Consider the following 14,737-nt stretch of genomic DNA (forward strand, 5'->3'; position numbering starts at 1 on the left):
GCACCTCGCGCAGAGAGTCACGCTTCAGAAACTGCATTGCTCTGAAATGCGGAATTTCAGCTTAGCGGCATTGCCAGATCTGCGCCTGCTCCGGTTGCGCCTGCAGCACGCTCAGGTGTTGGCGGTCAGCCAGGCGGCCAGGTCGGCCGGGCCTGTGAAGTCGAGCAGGGCGTCGGCCAGGGCTTCCAAGTTCTCCACTGGTAGGGCTTGAATCTGGGCGGTGGTGGCGTCGCTCAAGGGGCCGCAGCGGCGGTTGAGGAGGCGGAGGGTCACAGCCGCTTCGCCTTCCTGGCGGCCTTCCTGGCGGCCTTCCTGACGGCCCTCCTGGCGGCCTGCAGCAAGCCAGTCTTGCGCCGCCCGTGTGTGGCGCAGCTCTTCCATGGGAATGCCCGCGATCACCATGATCTCCTCGTTGCTGAGTTGGGGAAGCCGTTGCATCAGCATAGCCAGCACAACCTTGTCAAGATCAGGGCGCCTGGCCAGGATCTGCTGACTGCTGGCCGCAAGCTCGCTCTCAGGTCTCACAGGCAGGGTGAGCAGATTCAGAAGCGGATCGAGCTGGGGCCGGCAGCTGAGCTCCTCCAGGTTGAGCCAGATCACCTGTTGCTCCAGGAACAGCCGCAGCGGCTGGGTGGGGCCGAGATTGAGGTGGTTGAGGGGCGTGATCACCAGCACGGCCCAGTGCTGCACCTGGGGCTGCTGCTGCAGAAAGCGGTAGGTCTGCGCTGCCAGGCGGTGGCTGAGCTCTTTGATCTCCAGTGCTCATAGCGGTAGAGCTGATCACCGGGAGCTGCCGGGTCGAGCCCCAATGCGTTGGAAAGGCCTGCTTCTGAAGCGGGCAGCAGTGAGCGGATCAGGTCGGGGGCGCTCTGGAAGACCCGGTAGTACCAGCGGTCGGTGTTCACGCGGGATTGGGGCTGCAGGTCGTGAGGGGCTTGCTGCTTGTGGAGCCTCGTTTGGGGGTGGCGGCTGAGCAGTTCGTTCGGGCTGGGGAGCCGGGTGGCTCAGGGGGAAGCCCCTCCAGCGCGCTTAGGAATTTGGCCGTTGGGCACACCAGATGTGGTGTGTGGGCGACAGGGAAGCTCACGTCCTTCACCGCCCAGAAATCGTCCGGCCGCAGCTGTACATCTGTGCTGCTCTGCGGCGGCCACCGATCTCGCTGCCCAGGTCCTGCAGGTGTCGACTTTGACCAGTACGTCGTCGCTCATCTCAGGCACTCATCCGCTCGATCAGGATCGGCATCGCCAAGTCACGGGTTTGCAAGATGGGAGGGCTGGTGGTGGGTGAGCTTGATTGGACAGAAAGCTGAGCGGTTCCTTCGGGCTTGAGCTCTGGGTGGCCCATGCAGAAGACTCTCTCGAGCGCAGAGGCCTTTCATGATTAAAGACACCCGAAAGTGACTGGACATGGATCAGATCAAGAGCTGCTCGTGAGCCACTTGGTGATGGGCAGCGGCCTTGCACAGCCCGCGGTCAAAGCTGGCTAGCTGCAGGTGCAGCCGTTGGCAGAGAGCCAGATGCAGCGCATCCCCTGCCCGCAGAGGGGGCGCTTGGGTCAGACAGAGCCGGGCGGCGGCCTCGAAATCCTCTGCGGCCAGAGGCAGGGTGTGCAGGCGTTGCTCACGCAACACCCCAAACCGCTGCCAGGCTTCCTGGGATTCCTGCGGCGCGATCGTGCCACGGCGCACCTGCAAAGCCAAAGCAGATGCCAGTTCCGTGGCCACCCAGGGCGAGATCAGCAACGACTGCTTGGCGTGGGCTTGCAGAAAACTCACGGCCGTAGCAGTGCCTGCTTCGTGCACCAGAGCCGCCACCAGCAGGGAGGTGTCGAGGTAAAGGCGCCTCAATAGCGAGCCCCCTCCCGCAGCTCCTCCAGGAAGGTCGCCGCATCACTTCCTTTGTGCAGGGGTTGCTCTGTTGTGGTTGCCAGAAAAGCTTCAAGATCAAAGCCCGCCGCAAGCCGCTCAGCGGCGCGAGTGAGCTTGGCCACGGGCACCCCGCGGCGGGTGATCTCCACGTCTTCGCCTGATTCCACGGCATCTAAGAGGGCCGAAAGCTGTGCCTTGGCTTGGGCCACGTTGAGACTGCGCATCTCTTGAACAGTTAGTCACATGACCATCATAGCGGTGGTCCTGCCGCCTGGTTAGGGCTCAGGCGCTCATCCGCTCGATCAGGATCGGCATTGCCATCTGGGGGCAGGACCTCAGGGGTTGGTGGTTCAGGCGTTGGCGGCCAGCCAGGCGGCCAGGGCTTCCAACTGATCCACTGGTAAGGCCTGGATCTGGGCGGTGGTGGCGTCCGTGAGGGGGCCGCAGCGGCGGTTGAGGAGGCGGAGAGTCACGGCCGCTTCGCCTGCTTGGTGGCCCTCCTGGCGGCCTGCAGCAAGCCAGTCCTGCGCTGCTCGTGTGTGGCGCAGCTCTTCCATGGGAATGCCCGCGATCACCATGATCTCCTCGTTCTGGATGAAACAGCCCTGCTGAGTTGGGGAAGCCGTTGCATCAGCATAGCCAGCACAATCTTGTCAAGATCAGGGCGCCTGGCCAGGATCTGCTGACTGCTGGCCGCAAGCTAGCTCTCAGGTCTCACAGGCAGGGTGAGCAGATTCAGAAGCGGATCGAGCTGGGGCCGGCAGCTGAGCTCCTCCAGGTTGAGCCAGATCACCTGTTGCTCCAGGAACAGCCGCAGCGGCTGGGTGGGGCCGAGATTGAGGTGGTTGAGGGGCGTGATCACCAGCACGGCCCAGTGCTGCACCTGGGGCTGCTGCTGCAGAAAGCGGTAGGTCTGCGCTGCCAGGCGGTGGCTGAGCTCTTTGATCTCCAGTGCTCATAGCGGTAGAGCTGATCACCGGGAGCTGCCGGGTCGAGCCCCAATGCGTTGGAAAGGCCTGCTTCTGAAGCGGGGAGGAGTGAGCGGATCAGGTCGGGGGCGCTCTGGAAGACCCGGTAGTACCAGCGGTCGGTGTTCACGCGGGGTTGGGGCTGCAGCCCGTGAGGGGCCTGATGGATGTGGGGCCTCGTTGGCGGTCGGCGGCCTCGTGGCTCGTTCGGGCTGGGGCGCCTGGAGGTTCAGGGGGAAGCCCCTCCAGCGCGCTTAGGAATTTGGCCGTTGGGCACACCAGATGTGGTGTGTGTGGCGACAGGGAAGCTCACATCCTTCACCGCCCAGAACTCGTCCGGCCGCAGCTGCACATCGGCGCTGTTCTGCGGCAGTCCAGAGCGAACGCTTGAGGCTGCTGCAGAACCGCTTGCTCACGTTGTCGACTTTGACCAGTACGTCGTCGCTCATCTCAGGCAGGGCATAGCGAGTGGTGGGGTTCAGGTGTTGGCGGTCAGCCATGCGGCCATCCAGGCCGGGGCCAAGCAGTCGAGCAGGGTCACTCCTGGGGAGAAGGCTGCGCCAATGGATCTGGTGGGCCATTCATAGGTTCAGCAGCTTTCCCCGGCGCACCAGGGGGAGCAGCTCGGCCCCTGGCCGCCCTTCGGGCACACAGCACCAGCCCGGCAGTAGACGCGCCTCGCACCACAGCAAGATCACTTGGGCAGGCATCGCGAGCTGTTCGGGCTGTTCGGTGCCGTTGCTCACGCGCACAGCCGGCAGCACCTTGTCGCTGTGATGCAGGGCTGCGGTTGGCGCCAGCAAACCCTGAGCTCCCTGCTTTTTCAGGTGCCCCACCAACGCCAAACGGGCTTCCTGGGCAGCAGGGCTGGTGTCCAACACCTGATCCAGGGGCAGCGCCACGGGATCAAGGACCCGAGTCCCCCACTCCTGGGGAATCAACACAGCCCAGAGAGCTGCAGCCACACCAGCAAGGTCGCCTGGATCGGTGATTTCCTGATGCCTGATCCACTCAGCCCAGGCGACCGTGGGAGTGCTGGCGAGATAGTGCACCGGTTGATCGCCAGAGCGGTTCCAGCGGCCGCTCCCCTGACCAGCACCACTCCAGAGAAAGGGGTAGCGGCGATCGCAGACCCGAAAGCCGAGTTTCAGGGCTGTCAACTGGCGTCCATGTCAACTGGCCACCATCCCCAGGCTCGCTGAGCGGGCCAGCGCCAGAATCGGCTGAATCGCCCCATGATCGGGATCCCAGCTGCCCTGCAGGCGATCCAGGGGTGTCTGGCCATCCAGTGCGGCGCGGGGCCGCTGGAACCAACGGCGGATGCCGTAGCCATTGTAGCTGCCTTCCAGCTGCTCGATCACCAGGGCCAGCCAGTGGAGCCGGGCCGCTACGGCATCGGAGCAGCTGCGCTCACCTTTGGCATAACGCCTCACCGATACGGCGCCAATGCCGAGCAGGCTGGCCAGCAGCTCGTCGTCGGCCAGCACCTCGCGCACGGCCTGCCACTCGGTGGCGGGCGAGGGGCATTCCTCCAGACGCTCGTAGATCGCCGCCAGCAGCTGGTTGCGATCAGCCACGGCTTGCGGCCTCTGGTGGAGCCACTGCCGGGCCGCATCACTGCAGATCCCATGCCGCAACAGCCCCTTCATCGCGGTAGCGGCAGTGGCCGGAGGCTTCACCACGCCCATGCACACCACTCGCTCGGTGAACTGGGCTTCGGTAACAGCTTGGATCACGGTCATGATCCGATTTTAGACCAAGCAACGAGGTGCTGCTGCTGGCAGGCGTTGGTTGGTGGTTCAGGCGTTGGCGGCCAGCCAGGTCGCCAGGTCGGCCGGGCCCGTGAAGTCGAGCAGGGCATCGGCGAGGGCTTCCAACTGACCCAGGGGCAGGGCCTGGATCTGGGCGGTGGTGGCTTCGCTGAGGGGACCGCAGCGGCGGTTGAGGAGGCGGAGGGCCATGGAAGCTGCTTCTTGCTGACGGCCTTTGGCTTCGCCCTCCTGGCGGCCTTCCTGGCGGCCCTCGGCCAGCCAGTCCAGGACGGCACGGGTGGGTGGCACACCGGCAGGGTGAGCCCGTTCAGCAGGAGGTCGAGATCTGGCTGCCGGCTCAAGGCCTCAAGACGATGCACCTGCCGCTACAGCGTCGTGAGGAGGTGGTGCAGACGCTGCTGATGAGCAGCCGAGGGCATCACACGCGCACGGCGCCAACGCCTCACAGACGATGGGCTCACTTCCAGGCGCGCAGCCAGAGCAGGGAGACCACCCACCTGAAGGTGCAAGGCTGCTTCAACTAAATCAGCGATTTCCTGCCGCTCAATCTCAGCATCAGACGTACTGTCAATCCGGTCCCAGTCGGCACGTGCTGTGGCGGCACCCCAAGTGCTGTCAGGCTTCTGGCGCATCAGCTCGCCGTTGGCTGTGAGCCTGTATTTCACGAGTGTTGGCTTTTCGGGCGGAGATGATTCGGATTCTCCCTTGCCGCTCGGTGTAGATGACTCGGTGTAGATGACAACGAAGAGTTTCCCCTGGATCTCACCGTAGAGACGAAACCGATCTTCGCCGTAGGGGAGCCGTTGATCGGGTTCTCTGAAACCGGAGGGGTCTGAGAAGACCTGCGTGGCGAACCCAAAGTCGAAGCCACGGTCTTGGAAGGTTTGCTGGCTTTTGTTGTCATCCCACTCAAACTCCAATGACGGCAAGGGGTGAGCCCCCAATCATTCCGGGCTTCCAGCTGTGAATTCAGCGTAGGGCCTTCGCAGCGTTGCTGCAGCCAGAACCCTGGCGGGAAGGGTGCCGCGGCTTGGGGTTGGGGCTGCAACCCGTGAGGGGCTTGGTGGATATGGGGCCTCGTTGGCGGTCGGCGGCTGAGCAGTTCGTTCGGGCTGGGGAGCCGGGTGGCTCAGGGGGAAGTCCCTCCAGCGCGCTTAGGAATTTGGCCGTTGGGCACACCAGATGTGGTGTGTGGGTGGCAGGGAAGCTCACATCCTTCACCGCCCAGAACTCGTCCGGCCGCAGCGGCACATCAGCGCTGCTCTGCGGCAGTCCAGAGCGAACGCTTGAGGCTGCGGCAGAACCGCTTGCTCACGTTGTCGACTTTGACCAGTACGTGGCTCAGCTCAGGCACTCATGCGCTCGATCAGGATCGGCATTGCCATCTGGGGGCAGGGCCTCAGGCGTTGGTGTTAATGATCCAACAACTGGACTTTCGGATCTTCGAGATCATCACCCTGCGTCCAATGGTCTGGGTATGCATAGAGTCCAACATCAGCTCAATGGAGCTAGCGACCCAGGGGGAAGCTGTTCAGACACGATGCAACGACACGTCGTAACCCGGCCAGTGACCATCGGATGACACGGCCATAAGCCCCTCAACCCGCGCCTGGGCAATCAACAAGCGATCAAAAGGGTCGTGATGCACCAGGGGCAGCTGGGCGGTTTCAACCACATGGGCATCGAGCACCGGTAGGAGCGAGCCACCGGCAGCAAGGCTCTGATCGCGGAAGGCGGCCGGTGTCACATCCAACTTGCCGAGGCGGTGCTTGATGGCCACCTCCCAGATGCTGGCGACCGACACCAGGCATGGGCTGGCGGCCAACAACGTTCGTGTTTTCGTGCCCAGCCGTGGATCGTCGAGGAGCCACCAGAGCATCACCTGGGTGTCGAGCAACAGACGCATCAGCTGTTGAACAGCTCGGCCACCTGCTGATCCACAGCCTCACCGAAGGCGGCATCCACCTGGCTGGCCAGGAGCTCGGGCGAGGCCGCTACCAGAGCGCCAAGCCGCTTCAAACCGGCGGCCGACGCGCACGGCACCAACTTCACCTGGGCCTTGCCATGGCTGGCAATGATCACCTCTTCACCGGCCAGGGCTGCCTTCACCAGCCGCGATAGCTGACTCTTGGCATCCAGCATGTTCACCTGCACGACCACCAGCTCCGCACTTGGCCAGCCTAGCCAGAAATGTCTGTCGGCTTGCAGGTTGGCGAAAGGAGGCCGGGATTGCGTCCACGCCGCGCCACTCATCGATCGGTTCGTCCAGCCCGGCGGCCAGGGCTTCCAACTGATCCACTGGTTAGGCCTTGATCTGGGTGGTGGTGGACTCGCTGAGGGGGCCGCAGCGGCGGTTGAGGAGGCGGAGAGTGACGACCGCTTCGCCTTCCTGGCGGCCCTCCTGTCGGCCCTCGGCCAGCCAGTCCTGCACAGCCTGGGTGTGGCGGATCTCTTCGCGGGGAATGCCGGCGATCACTACAACCGTGTCTAGATCCGGGCGGCTGGCGAGGATCTGCTGACTGCTGGCCGCCAGCTCGCTTTCGGGCCGCACTGGCAAGGTGAGCAGGATCAGCAGGGGATCGAGGCTGGGGCGCCTGCTCAGCTCCTCCAGGTTGAGCCACATCACCTGTTGCTCCAGGAACACCTGCAGCGCCTGGGTGGGGCCTGATGGATATGGGGCCTCGTTGGCGGTCGGCGGCCTCGTAGCTCGTTCGGGCTGGGGCGTCAGGGCCTCAGGCGTTGGTTGGGTCGCCATCCGCTTCCAGCAACCGGCCGGAAGTCCCTGACGATCGATGCAGGGCAAGTTCGAGCACCGTTTCCAGACGGATCACCCGGCCCTGGAGATCGTTGAGGCGGCGTTGCTGCTCCTTCATCAGCCCGGCCATCTCTTCCAACTTGTCGTTCATCCGGATCACGGTGGTGAGAGCCGAGAGAATCCGGTCTGTGACGCTCATGGCTGCGCGGCCAAGGCAGCTCTCACCTCGGCCAGTGCCGCATCCAGGGTCTGTTCGGTGCGGCTGGTGCTGAGTTCCAGCTGCCTGAGGGCCGCTTCCAGGGCTTCCGCTTCCGCCAGGGAACGCGTGTTTGGGCCGGCGTACGCCGCTCCCGCCTCTCGGAAAAACTGCCCGAGTGAAAGGCCAAGGCTGTGGGCCCGATCGGCATAGGCAGCCTTTTCTTTGGGTGTCATCAACACGGCTACCCGCTCTGTGGCTCTCTCAGTGGCTCGCTCTGGGGGATGCTGCGGACTCTTGCCGGCTGCCACGATTTTCTGTGCATGTTCAGCACATGCTAAGGCGGATTCGGCATCGCTAGCCGGTACACCATCCACACCAGCAGCAGGATGCCGAGCTTGATGGCAGCGTTGAACAGCGTTTGGTAGATGCCGGTGAACACAAACACGGGATAGGGCATCCCCGTTTCGGCCACCTGCACCAGCTTCGAGGTGCTCAGGAACAGCCACACCGCCGTGGTGGTGAGCGGGTTGATCAGGGCCCACAGCACCGCCAGCCGCCAGGCCAGCTCACGGCCGGCCCAGAGATCGGCCAGCATTTCGCGCCCCATCTTGCCTGGCTGGGCCAGGGGGCTTGCGGGGGGTCAGGAAAGAAACGTTCAGGGACTCTTCACTGTTGGCTGAAGGTTTAGTTGCCCGGCAACTCGGGCCAGGTGCTGATCAAAACTGATGAGTGCGCCACAGCCCTCGCTGCGAGCTAAGTGGAGCGCATCGGCAAAGTCCATACCCTGCCGGTGCCACTCCAAGGCTCGCCTCACGAGGCAACTTGTAGGCCCCACGCAGCACCCATTCCAGCTCCAGCGCCACGGTGATCGGCACAAAACAGGCGCCACTGGCATCGATCAGCGCCGCCGCCTGCTCGGCCTGAGCCGGATCGTCGTTCACCAGCAGGCGCACCAGCACGTTGGTGTCGAGCGCCACAGGCAAACTCATGTTTCGGCGAAAAGTGCCGGATCCATCTGCTCCAAGCTCAGCGGTGGCCCCTGGTATCCAGTGCAGCCGATCAAGGCGCGGGCAGAGCGGCTTTTTTCGCGGTGCTCGGGAACCAGGCGCAGCCCATCAGCCTCCAGGCTCAACGCCAGCGGGCCGCCTGGCTGTAGACCCAACAGCTGACGCAACCGCGATGGGATCACCAGCTGGCCCTTGGATGACAGGGTGAGCAACGCATCCATCGCAGTTCCCTTGAACGGCTTACCACTGTAAGGCGCTCAGATCACATACGCAAACACCACCATTGTGAGAAACGGCCGAATCAGCTCCCGGTAGCGCCACAGGTCTTTCCAGTACTGCTTCTCGATCCGGTTGGGCTCGAGCACCAGCCACTGGTTGGCGGGGTCGCGGGTGCGGGTGGTGGCGGGCATCAGGGTGATGGGTGGGATGGGGATATGGGATCCGTCAGCGATAGACCTCGCGGCGATGGCCGACACGCACCACCAGGATCACCAGTGCGCTGCGCTGCCATTCGTAGACCACGCGGTAGTGACCCACCCGCAGACGCCGCAATCCCTCGAATTCACCCTTGAGGGCTGAGCCAGCGGCTGGGGTGTCGCAGAGAAGGTCGATCGCCTCCACCACCCGCACCCGATCGGCCTTGGGAAGCGCGGCGAGTGCCTTGGACGCGGAATGCTTAATCCGCAGCGAGCAGCGCATCACGCACCTCAGCCCAGTCGAGAACAGGGTCGGCAGGGTCCTTCAGGGCTGCGACCCCGCAGCGCAGATCCTCAATGTCGTCGAGGTAGTACTCGATGGCCTGGCGAATGATGTCGGCACGGCAGCGGTTGAGCTGCTGGGCGGCAGCATCCAGCTCAGCGCCGAGGGTGTCGGGGAGGCGGGCCGTGACTTGGATCATGGGAAACCCCGCAGGATCACGGTGATGTCAGTGACATTAACTTAGGGCTGGGGATCTTGATGGCTCAGGGGGGGTAAATTGCTAAAACGCGATGCAGGGACACGTCGCAGCCAGGCCAGTGACCATCGGATGACACGGCCATCAGCTCCTCGACCCGCGCCTGAGCAGCACTGGCAGGAGCGCAGCACCTGCGGCAACGCTCTGATCGCGAAAGGCGGTCGGTGTCACAGCCAACTTGCCAAGGCGGTGCTTGATGGCCACCTCCCAGATGCTGGCGACCGACACCAGGCATGGGCTTGCGGCGAGGATCCACCAGAGCATCACCTGGGTGCCGAGCAACAGGCGCATCAGCTGTTGAACAGCTCCGCTAACTGCTGATCCACCGCCTGCTGATCCACCGCCTCAGCGAAGGCGGCGTGCACCTGGCTGACCAGGAGCTCGGGGGAGGCTGCTGCCATAGCGCCCAACTGCTTCAAGCCGGCGGCCTCCGCGCACGGCACCAACTTCACCTAAGCCTTGCCATGGCAGGCAATGGTCACCTCTTCACCGGCCAGGGCTGCCTTCACCAACCGCGACAGCTGGCTTTTGGCATCCAGCATGTTTACGTGCATGACCCTTGGCTCAAGACTTGGCCAGTTAGCCAGAAATGGCTACGGGCTTGGAAGTTGCAGAGGAAGGGCTGGTGCAAGTGGGTCATTACTGGCAGGGGGCAGGACCTGGATCTGGGCCGGTGGTGGCTTCGCGGGCTTCGCCCTCCTGGCGGCCCTCGGCCAGCCAGTCCTGTACAGCCCTGGTGTGGCGGATCTCTTCTCGGGGAATTCCGGCGATCACCATGATTTCTGCCTCGGTAAGTGGAAGAACAACAGTTTTCAGATCCGAGCGGCTGGCGAGAATCTGCTGACTGCTGGCTCAGCTCCTCCAGGCTGATCCAGTGCACCTCGTTCAGGAGCGCCTGTAGAAGCCTGGGCAGCTTGGTGGGGCCGAGGCTGATTCGCTTGTGTGGCGTGATCACCACCACCTCCAGGTGCTCCACCTGCGGGTGTTTTTGCAGGAACCGACAACTCTGCGCCGCCAGGAGTGAGCGAACCAGATCCGGGGCGCTCTGAAAAACGCGGCAATTTGGGCGCTTCCTTGAGTTTGTACAGCTGTACAAACTTCTGCACAGTTGCGAATTAAGGATTCAGGTAAGCGACACGTGCTGGCTTGCTGCATATAGGTTCACCGGGTGGTTCGCGGGCTGCCGCTTACAGAAGGGCAGGTTGCTCTGCACGTAGGCGGCGTGAGTGATCAGGTCTGGTCATCCAACAGCCAGTCAATGGCGGGTCGCCAGCGCAGCCGGCGAGCGGCGTCGCCTAGATCGGGCGGCCGAGCATCGAGGCTGATCAACACAGGCTCTGCAGAGCGGCCTGTCGGTGTGTCGGCCAGCTCCAGCAGGGAGGTGACTTCCCGCTCGCGTGTGTCGGCGTCGTGGAGGCTTGCACACACCTGCACCAGCAGCTTCTGGCCATCGGGCAGCAACGCCAGGGCATCCACCTCGCGTCCGCTCTCACTGCGCAGGTACGAGAGTTCTGCGCCGCGACGCCGCAGTTCCACCAGTACCACGGTTTCCAGGGCATGGCCAAGGTTGGCTCGGCCGCTGCGGTCGTAGAGCGGGATCAGGCCCGGATCGATCGGATATATCTTGCGGGGCAGACTCTGCGTGCGGCGCAGGGAGCCGCCCCCCGCCACCAGGCTGGTGATCAGAAAGGCCTGCTCCAGATGCTGCACCAACTCTGTGAGATGCTCCCGGCTGATGGCCAGGCCCTGGGAGCGCATGGCTTGGTGCAATTTGTTCACGCTGAAGGCACCACCGGCATGGGCCAGCAGCTGACGCACCAGCCACTGCAAGGCTAGAGGGTTGCGGATGTTGTGCCGCTCCATCACATCGCGCAGCACCGTGCTGTCGACATAGCTGAGCAGCAGTGATCGGCGGCTGCGAGCATCGAGGCCCTGCACCTCGGGAAAACCACCCTCGAGCAGATAGCGCTCCAGCTGGTGCTGAAGCGAAGACCGCTCAGCACTCGACCAGTGCTCGGCTGTGATGCTGGGCTCCAACCGCTGATGCCGTAGGGCCTCCCGAAAGCTGAACGGCCACAGCAGGGTTTCCACGGCCCGACCGCGCAGGTTGGTGGCGATCTCTGCCGACAACATCTGGGCGGAGGAACCGCTCACCACAACATCGAGGGGTTCGGTGTCGATCACCCGGCGCACAAACCCTTCCCAGCCGGGGATCACCTGCACCTCATCGAGGAACAGGCAGGGCCGAAGCTTCCCTGGCTGCGGCTGCCGCCACTGGGGATGCAGGGAAAACCAGATCTCCAGGTAGGCGTCGAGCAGCTCAGGGCCGGCGCCGATCAGGCGTTCATCCTCGAGGCTGATCCAAGGAAGGCCCGAGCGCTCCATACCCGGGTTCGCCAGGCGATCGCCGAGCTCCTGCCAGAGCAGGCTGGTCTTGCCGCTGCGGCGCATGCCGATCACAGCCAGAACCTTGCCGGCTACGCGCGGGATCCAGGTGTCGCGGCGTGTGAGCACGGGCAAGGGCATGGTGATGCCATCCACCAGCTTCTGCCGCAGCAAACGCAGAAGGTTGTCTTCCATAGCGACAACCTAATGGGATTTCTTGCCGCGGACCGCGACAAGGTGTGGCTCACCCCGCCCAGATCTCCTCCAGCTGCAGCCGCAACCAGCCCAGGCGGCCAGGTCGGGCGGGCCCTGGAAGTCGAGCAGGGCCACTCCTGCGGAGAAGGTCATTCCCACATACAGCAGGCCCTCCACCTGAATCACCACATTGGACACGCTTATGCAGGGGATTGAGCAGCAGGTTGCGGGCCTGTGGCACCACCACCGATGGCACCACCAGGCCAAGCTGCTTCCCGGTCCGCAGCCAGACCCCTCCAAATGCGGCGCTGGCCTGGCCATGGGGGATGGAGTTCCAGCCCTCCGGCAGGACCGTGGGATCGGCCTCCCCGATCAGGCCCGCTGTCTTGGGTACGTCGTAGCCACACAGCACCAGCGGGGCGCTGAGTACGCCGTTGAGGTGCACCAGCACCTCCAGCACGGTGATTTCGGGTGTCATCCCCAGGTACACCGCTCGCTGCCCGGGTTGGTTCCAGCGCTGGCCATCGCGGGCCGCTCCCTGACCCGTGAGATCACCGGCGTAGCGGGCCTTGCTCAGCCGCCAGGCCCGAATCGCACCCTCACTCACACCGGGGCGCCCTGCTCCAGGGCCTGCAGCAGGCGCCGCACCTGGCCCGCGCCGATCGCTGTGCGGCAGTGCTGCAGTGGGCTCGCATGGCGCAGCAGCGGGTGGGGAGCTTTGAGCCAGGCCTCCGTGCTGGCGGGCTGCTCAAACACCCCGTAAGCCAGGCTGATTACCTCCACCAGCCGGTCTAGCCGCTCAGAGGCCACCAGATCCAGCGCCGCCTGCCCGCGACTGCGGCGCGCCATTGTGGCTTCTGAGAGGGCCAGGCCAGCAGCGCTTCGATGGCGCCGATGCAGTCGCTGGCGTTGAAGCGATACACCCGCCGCAGCACCCACACCAATTCGCACAGCACCGGCCTGATCTGGATCGTCCTGCACCAGCGCCCGCACCAGCACGTTGGTGTCGGCCGTGATCTTCACGGATTTGCGCTTACGGATTTGCGCTCGCCGCAGGGCAACCCGGCCCACCCAGTCTCGATGACCTCCTGCAGCTCCTGCAAGCTGGCCCGCTGGCTGCTGCGCCCAGCCAGACGCCCAATGAAACCCGCGATCGTGCCGGTGGCCTGCTCGGCATGGAGCTCCAACCTCCCACCGGGCAGTACCTCCACATCAAGCCGTTGGCCGGGCTTCACGCCGAGATGGGCCAGGAGTTCCTTGCTTGCTGCCGTCTTGGGGCTGAGCCAGCGGCTGGGATCATTGGCTCAGATGACCAACATCGGGGGGGCAACAGGCCCACGGCCATACCGGGAGCCCAAGGCTCAGGTGCCCCAAAGGTGAGCATTTAGGCGGGAAGCGCGCCAAAGCAGCAAGCAGGTTGGGGCCAGTGGCCAGATCTCGTTGGGCAAGGAGTTCGCTGGTCGCACCGTTGTGGTCGAAAGCCGCGAGCCTGGGGTCTGGGTTATCAAAACGGCCCAGACCATCCCCGACAGCGAGCTCTGGCTGTACCAACCGGAAGCCGCCGCTCGACTCGATCGGGCCATGGCTTCCATGGATCAACCTCCTCTCTCCGCGGACCTCGAGGCCCTGGAGCAGCACTTGGGGATGCTGTGATCGGGATGCTGTGATTGGGGTCCTGTGATTCTGCTTGACCTCAACAACCCGGAGTTTCAGGCCAATCTGCTGGCCATGGAAAAGTCAGACGCGCGTCAGTTGGAAACCGTGGCCGTGCTCAAGCCCCTGCGCCTGCTTCAGGCGATGACCTGGGAGCTGATCCAGAGCCGCCAGGGCCCTGCAGGTGAACGGCTGCACTCCCTGATGATCAGCCGGAGCTGCCGAGCTGTGGCCTGGCGCGATGGCCACTGGCTGCGGTTGCTCTCACTCCACCCCGATCACAACTCGGCCTATTGATACGGTCATCAGCCCCTCGACCCGCGCCTGGGCAATCAACAGGCGATCAAATGGGTCGTGATGGCCACCTCCCAGATGCTGGCGACCGACACCAGGGGCTGGTGCAGAGAAACGCTTGCTCGCGTTGTCGCCTTTGACCAGTACGTCGTCGCTCATCTCAGGCACTCATCCGCTCGATCAGGATCGGCATCGCCAGCCGGTGATTAACACGGTCATGCAGGCAGGAGCAGCTGGCAGAAGCAGGAGATGGTGGGTTGTGGGGTGCGGTGGAACCGAGCTTTGTTCCGGCTGGACAGCCTGGCGGCTCAGGGGGAAGCCTTGGCAATTTGGGCGCCTCCCTGAATCTGTACAGCCTGCACAGATTCCTGCACACGTGCAGATGAGAGGGGGGAACTAGGCGTTGCGAATTAGGCGTTCAGGCAAGCGACGCCTGCCGATGATCCCCAGCCCCTCTAGCCGGATCACCACATCGGAATCGCCCCTGCAGAAGGGTGTGGGGTCACGAAAGAAACGTTCAGGGGCTCTTCCTGCTCCCCACGCATCGATCAGCGCCGCCGCCTGCTCGGCCTGAGCCGGATCGTCGTTCACCTTGGATGACAGGGTGAGCAACGCATCCTTCGCATTTCCCTTGAACCTCTTACCAATGTAAGGCGCTCAGATCACAGCCGCAAACCTCTTCTCCAT

The 14,737-nt window shown here is 64.0% G+C and carries 34 protein-coding genes; 2 read left to right on the top strand and 32 right to left on the bottom strand.

The annotated features are described in order from the left end of the window. Positions 1-111: 111 nt before the first annotated feature. From AC01FP_RS10795 to AC01FP_RS10940, 30 genes are all read right to left on the bottom strand, one after another. Positions 112-690 carry a DUF4351 domain-containing protein gene (locus tag AC01FP_RS10795; protein WP_474480111.1) on the bottom strand — a complete coding sequence of 193 codons (579 nt, stop codon included), beginning with the start codon at positions 688-690 and terminating at the stop codon, positions 112-114. Further along, a complete protein-coding gene (locus tag AC01FP_RS10800) occupies positions 666-905 on the bottom strand; it encodes a hypothetical protein (RefSeq protein WP_474480113.1) in 240 nt (79 codons plus the stop codon). The genes AC01FP_RS10795 and AC01FP_RS10800 overlap by 25 nt, the downstream gene beginning before the upstream one ends. A gap of 506 nt (positions 906-1,411) precedes the next feature. Next, positions 1,412-1,846 carry a type II toxin-antitoxin system VapC family toxin gene (locus AC01FP_RS10805; protein ID WP_474480115.1) on the bottom strand — a complete coding sequence of 145 codons (435 nt, stop codon included), beginning with the start codon at positions 1,844-1,846 and terminating at the stop codon, positions 1,412-1,414. Further along, a complete protein-coding gene (locus AC01FP_RS10810; protein ID WP_474480117.1) occupies positions 1,843-2,091 on the bottom strand; it encodes a type II toxin-antitoxin system Phd/YefM family antitoxin in 249 nt (82 codons plus the stop codon). The genes AC01FP_RS10805 and AC01FP_RS10810 overlap by 4 nt, the downstream gene beginning before the upstream one ends. A gap of 126 nt (positions 2,092-2,217) precedes the next feature. After that, entirely contained in the window at positions 2,218-2,445 is a 228-nt protein-coding gene (locus AC01FP_RS10815) for a DUF4351 domain-containing protein (protein WP_474480120.1), read from the bottom strand. A gap of 122 nt (positions 2,446-2,567) precedes the next feature. After that, a complete protein-coding gene (locus tag AC01FP_RS10820) occupies positions 2,568-2,819 on the bottom strand; it encodes a DUF2887 domain-containing protein (protein ID WP_474480183.1) in 252 nt (83 codons plus the stop codon). Positions 2,820-3,089: 270 nt separating this feature from the next. Further along, positions 3,090-3,335: a hypothetical protein gene (locus AC01FP_RS10825; protein WP_474480123.1), complete on the bottom strand. Its 246-nt coding sequence runs from the start codon at positions 3,333-3,335 to the stop codon at positions 3,090-3,092. 81 nt (positions 3,336-3,416) lie between these two features. After that, positions 3,417-3,995, bottom strand: coding sequence for an RES family NAD+ phosphorylase (locus AC01FP_RS10830; RefSeq protein WP_474480126.1), 579 nt, complete (start codon positions 3,993-3,995; stop codon positions 3,417-3,419). A gap of 12 nt (positions 3,996-4,007) precedes the next feature. Next, on the bottom strand, positions 4,008-4,571 hold the full coding sequence (locus tag AC01FP_RS10835) for a hypothetical protein (protein ID WP_474480128.1): 564 nt from the start codon (positions 4,569-4,571) through the stop codon (positions 4,008-4,010). Between the two features lie 63 nt (positions 4,572-4,634). Continuing rightward, entirely contained in the window at positions 4,635-4,895 is a 261-nt protein-coding gene (locus AC01FP_RS10840; RefSeq protein WP_474480130.1) for a DUF4351 domain-containing protein, read from the bottom strand. 77 nt (positions 4,896-4,972) lie between these two features. Continuing rightward, complete coding sequence (locus AC01FP_RS10845; protein WP_474480133.1) at positions 4,973-5,527, bottom strand: BrnT family toxin; 555 nt, start codon at positions 5,525-5,527, stop codon at positions 4,973-4,975. Positions 5,528-6,138: 611 nt separating this feature from the next. Further along, the gene (locus AC01FP_RS10850; RefSeq protein WP_474480136.1) at positions 6,139-6,513 is read right to left on the bottom strand and encodes a type II toxin-antitoxin system VapC family toxin; all 375 of its coding nucleotides are present in this window, start codon (positions 6,511-6,513) and stop codon (positions 6,139-6,141) included. Beyond that, complete coding sequence (locus tag AC01FP_RS10855) at positions 6,513-6,767, bottom strand: type II toxin-antitoxin system Phd/YefM family antitoxin (RefSeq protein ID WP_474480137.1); 255 nt, start codon at positions 6,765-6,767, stop codon at positions 6,513-6,515. Before AC01FP_RS10855 ends, AC01FP_RS10850 begins: the two co-directional genes overlap by 1 nt. 142 nt (positions 6,768-6,909) lie before the next feature. Continuing rightward, entirely contained in the window at positions 6,910-7,362 is a 453-nt protein-coding gene (locus AC01FP_RS10860; protein WP_474480139.1) for a DUF4351 domain-containing protein, read from the bottom strand. Beyond that, entirely contained in the window at positions 7,340-7,561 is a 222-nt protein-coding gene (locus tag AC01FP_RS10865; RefSeq protein ID WP_474480141.1) for a hypothetical protein, read from the bottom strand. The genes AC01FP_RS10860 and AC01FP_RS10865 overlap by 23 nt, the downstream gene beginning before the upstream one ends. Beyond that, entirely contained in the window at positions 7,558-7,800 is a 243-nt protein-coding gene (locus AC01FP_RS10870; RefSeq protein WP_474480143.1) for a hypothetical protein, read from the bottom strand. Before AC01FP_RS10870 ends, AC01FP_RS10865 begins: the two co-directional genes overlap by 4 nt. 95 nt (positions 7,801-7,895) lie before the next feature. After that, complete coding sequence (locus AC01FP_RS10875; RefSeq protein WP_474480144.1) at positions 7,896-8,168, bottom strand: hypothetical protein; 273 nt, start codon at positions 8,166-8,168, stop codon at positions 7,896-7,898. Between the two features lie 109 nt (positions 8,169-8,277). Next, positions 8,278-8,550 carry a PIN domain-containing protein gene (locus tag AC01FP_RS10880; RefSeq protein ID WP_474480145.1) on the bottom strand — a complete coding sequence of 91 codons (273 nt, stop codon included), beginning with the start codon at positions 8,548-8,550 and terminating at the stop codon, positions 8,278-8,280. Next, positions 8,547-8,789, bottom strand: a complete 243-nt coding sequence (locus AC01FP_RS10885; protein ID WP_474480148.1) for an AbrB/MazE/SpoVT family DNA-binding domain-containing protein — start codon at positions 8,787-8,789, stop codon at positions 8,547-8,549. The genes AC01FP_RS10880 and AC01FP_RS10885 overlap by 4 nt, the downstream gene beginning before the upstream one ends. A 36-nt stretch (positions 8,790-8,825) precedes the next feature. Further along, positions 8,826-8,978 carry a hypothetical protein gene (locus tag AC01FP_RS10890; protein WP_474480150.1) on the bottom strand — a complete coding sequence of 51 codons (153 nt, stop codon included), beginning with the start codon at positions 8,976-8,978 and terminating at the stop codon, positions 8,826-8,828. A gap of 34 nt (positions 8,979-9,012) precedes the next feature. Then, the gene (locus tag AC01FP_RS10895) at positions 9,013-9,267 is read right to left on the bottom strand and encodes a type II toxin-antitoxin system RelE family toxin (protein ID WP_474480152.1); all 255 of its coding nucleotides are present in this window, start codon (positions 9,265-9,267) and stop codon (positions 9,013-9,015) included. Continuing rightward, on the bottom strand, positions 9,245-9,466 hold the full coding sequence (locus AC01FP_RS10900; RefSeq protein WP_474480155.1) for a ribbon-helix-helix protein, CopG family: 222 nt from the start codon (positions 9,464-9,466) through the stop codon (positions 9,245-9,247). Before AC01FP_RS10900 ends, AC01FP_RS10895 begins: the two co-directional genes overlap by 23 nt. A gap of 141 nt (positions 9,467-9,607) precedes the next feature. After that, positions 9,608-9,814, bottom strand: coding sequence for a hypothetical protein (locus tag AC01FP_RS10905; protein ID WP_474480156.1), 207 nt, complete (start codon positions 9,812-9,814; stop codon positions 9,608-9,610). Continuing rightward, positions 9,814-9,975: a hypothetical protein gene (locus AC01FP_RS10910; RefSeq protein WP_474480159.1), complete on the bottom strand. Its 162-nt coding sequence runs from the start codon at positions 9,973-9,975 to the stop codon at positions 9,814-9,816. Before AC01FP_RS10910 ends, AC01FP_RS10905 begins: the two co-directional genes overlap by 1 nt. Then, positions 9,976-10,077 (bottom strand): type II toxin-antitoxin system Phd/YefM family antitoxin, encoded by a 102-nt coding sequence (locus AC01FP_RS10915; RefSeq protein ID WP_474480161.1) that lies wholly within the window; start codon positions 10,075-10,077, stop codon positions 9,976-9,978. It lies immediately after the preceding gene. 85 nt (positions 10,078-10,162) lie between these two features. Then, positions 10,163-10,300, bottom strand: a complete 138-nt coding sequence (locus tag AC01FP_RS10920) for a hypothetical protein (RefSeq protein ID WP_474480163.1) — start codon at positions 10,298-10,300, stop codon at positions 10,163-10,165. A 453-nt stretch (positions 10,301-10,753) separates the two neighbouring features. After that, positions 10,754-12,103: an ATP-binding protein gene (locus AC01FP_RS10925; RefSeq protein WP_474480165.1), complete on the bottom strand. Its 1,350-nt coding sequence runs from the start codon at positions 12,101-12,103 to the stop codon at positions 10,754-10,756. Between the two features lie 49 nt (positions 12,104-12,152). Then, the gene (locus AC01FP_RS10930) at positions 12,153-12,710 is read right to left on the bottom strand and encodes an RES family NAD+ phosphorylase (RefSeq protein WP_474480168.1); all 558 of its coding nucleotides are present in this window, start codon (positions 12,708-12,710) and stop codon (positions 12,153-12,155) included. Further along, positions 12,707-13,126, bottom strand: coding sequence for an antitoxin Xre/MbcA/ParS toxin-binding domain-containing protein (locus AC01FP_RS10935; protein ID WP_474480170.1), 420 nt, complete (start codon positions 13,124-13,126; stop codon positions 12,707-12,709). The genes AC01FP_RS10930 and AC01FP_RS10935 overlap by 4 nt, the downstream gene beginning before the upstream one ends. Further along, positions 13,123-13,338, bottom strand: coding sequence for a hypothetical protein (locus AC01FP_RS10940; protein WP_474480171.1), 216 nt, complete (start codon positions 13,336-13,338; stop codon positions 13,123-13,125). Before AC01FP_RS10940 ends, AC01FP_RS10935 begins: the two co-directional genes overlap by 4 nt. A 205-nt stretch (positions 13,339-13,543) precedes the next feature. Between AC01FP_RS10940 and AC01FP_RS10945 the strand changes: the two genes are divergently transcribed. Then, positions 13,544-13,756 (top strand): hypothetical protein, encoded by a 213-nt coding sequence (locus tag AC01FP_RS10945; protein ID WP_474480174.1) that lies wholly within the window; start codon positions 13,544-13,546, stop codon positions 13,754-13,756. Between the two features lie 75 nt (positions 13,757-13,831). Next, on the top strand, positions 13,832-14,053 hold the full coding sequence (locus tag AC01FP_RS10950; protein WP_474480176.1) for a hypothetical protein: 222 nt from the start codon (positions 13,832-13,834) through the stop codon (positions 14,051-14,053). On the opposite strand, the gene AC01FP_RS10955 is transcribed toward AC01FP_RS10950, so the two are convergent. Together AC01FP_RS10955 and AC01FP_RS10960 are read right to left on the bottom strand one after the other, a co-directional pair. After that, positions 14,021-14,209 carry a hypothetical protein gene (locus AC01FP_RS10955; protein ID WP_474480178.1) on the bottom strand — a complete coding sequence of 63 codons (189 nt, stop codon included), beginning with the start codon at positions 14,207-14,209 and terminating at the stop codon, positions 14,021-14,023. The two genes, AC01FP_RS10950 and AC01FP_RS10955, sit on opposite strands and share 33 nt — an antisense overlap. A gap of 237 nt (positions 14,210-14,446) precedes the next feature. After that, positions 14,447-14,662, bottom strand: coding sequence for a hypothetical protein (locus AC01FP_RS10960; RefSeq protein WP_474480181.1), 216 nt, complete (start codon positions 14,660-14,662; stop codon positions 14,447-14,449). Positions 14,663-14,737: the final 75 nt, after the last annotated feature.

The sequence above is a fragment of the Cyanobium sp. NIVA-CYA 375 genome, assembly GCF_056108345.1.

Excerpts from the sequence above, each read along its gene's own strand:
- AC01FP_RS10810 (WP_474480117.1), bottom strand. The coding sequence starts at position 2,091 with ATGCGCAGTCTCAACGTGGCCCAAGCCAAGGCACAGCTTTCGGCCCTC.
- AC01FP_RS10815 (WP_474480120.1), bottom strand. The coding sequence starts at position 2,445 with ATGGTGATCGCGGGCATTCCCATGGAAGAGCTGCGCCACACACGAGCA.
- AC01FP_RS10825 (WP_474480123.1), bottom strand. The coding sequence starts at position 3,335 with ATGGCTGACCGCCAACACCTGAACCCCACCACTCGCTATGCCCTGCCT.
- AC01FP_RS10850 (WP_474480136.1), bottom strand. The coding sequence starts at position 6,513 with ATGCGTCTGTTGCTCGACACCCAGGTGATGCTCTGGTGGCTCCTCGAC.
- AC01FP_RS10860 (WP_474480139.1), bottom strand. The coding sequence starts at position 7,362 with ATGGCGACCCAACCAACGCCTGAGGCCCTGACGCCCCAGCCCGAACGA.
- AC01FP_RS10865 (WP_474480141.1), bottom strand. The coding sequence starts at position 7,561 with ATGAGCGTCACAGACCGGATTCTCTCGGCTCTCACCACCGTGATCCGG.
- AC01FP_RS10875 (WP_474480144.1), bottom strand. The coding sequence starts at position 8,168 with ATGGGGCGCGAAATGCTGGCCGATCTCTGGGCCGGCCGTGAGCTGGCC.
- AC01FP_RS10880 (WP_474480145.1), bottom strand. The coding sequence starts at position 8,550 with ATGAGTTTGCCTGTGGCGCTCGACACCAACGTGCTGGTGCGCCTGCTG.
- AC01FP_RS10885 (WP_474480148.1), bottom strand. The coding sequence starts at position 8,789 with ATGGATGCGTTGCTCACCCTGTCATCCAAGGGCCAGCTGGTGATCCCA.
- AC01FP_RS10890 (WP_474480150.1), bottom strand. The coding sequence starts at position 8,978 with ATGCCCGCCACCACCCGCACCCGCGACCCCGCCAACCAGTGGCTGGTG.
- AC01FP_RS10895 (WP_474480152.1), bottom strand. The coding sequence starts at position 9,267 with ATGCGCTGCTCGCTGCGGATTAAGCATTCCGCGTCCAAGGCACTCGCC.
- AC01FP_RS10900 (WP_474480155.1), bottom strand. The coding sequence starts at position 9,466 with ATGATCCAAGTCACGGCCCGCCTCCCCGACACCCTCGGCGCTGAGCTG.
- AC01FP_RS10905 (WP_474480156.1), bottom strand. The coding sequence starts at position 9,814 with ATGCGCCTGTTGCTCGGCACCCAGGTGATGCTCTGGTGGATCCTCGCC.
- AC01FP_RS10915 (WP_474480161.1), bottom strand. The coding sequence starts at position 10,077 with ATGCACGTAAACATGCTGGATGCCAAAAGCCAGCTGTCGCGGTTGGTG.
- AC01FP_RS10920 (WP_474480163.1), bottom strand. The coding sequence starts at position 10,300 with ATGGTGATCGCCGGAATTCCCCGAGAAGAGATCCGCCACACCAGGGCT.
- AC01FP_RS10925 (WP_474480165.1), bottom strand. The coding sequence starts at position 12,103 with ATGGAAGACAACCTTCTGCGTTTGCTGCGGCAGAAGCTGGTGGATGGC.
- AC01FP_RS10950 (WP_474480176.1), top strand. The coding sequence starts at position 13,832 with ATGGAAAAGTCAGACGCGCGTCAGTTGGAAACCGTGGCCGTGCTCAAG.
- AC01FP_RS10955 (WP_474480178.1), bottom strand. The coding sequence starts at position 14,209 with ATGAGCGACGACGTACTGGTCAAAGGCGACAACGCGAGCAAGCGTTTC.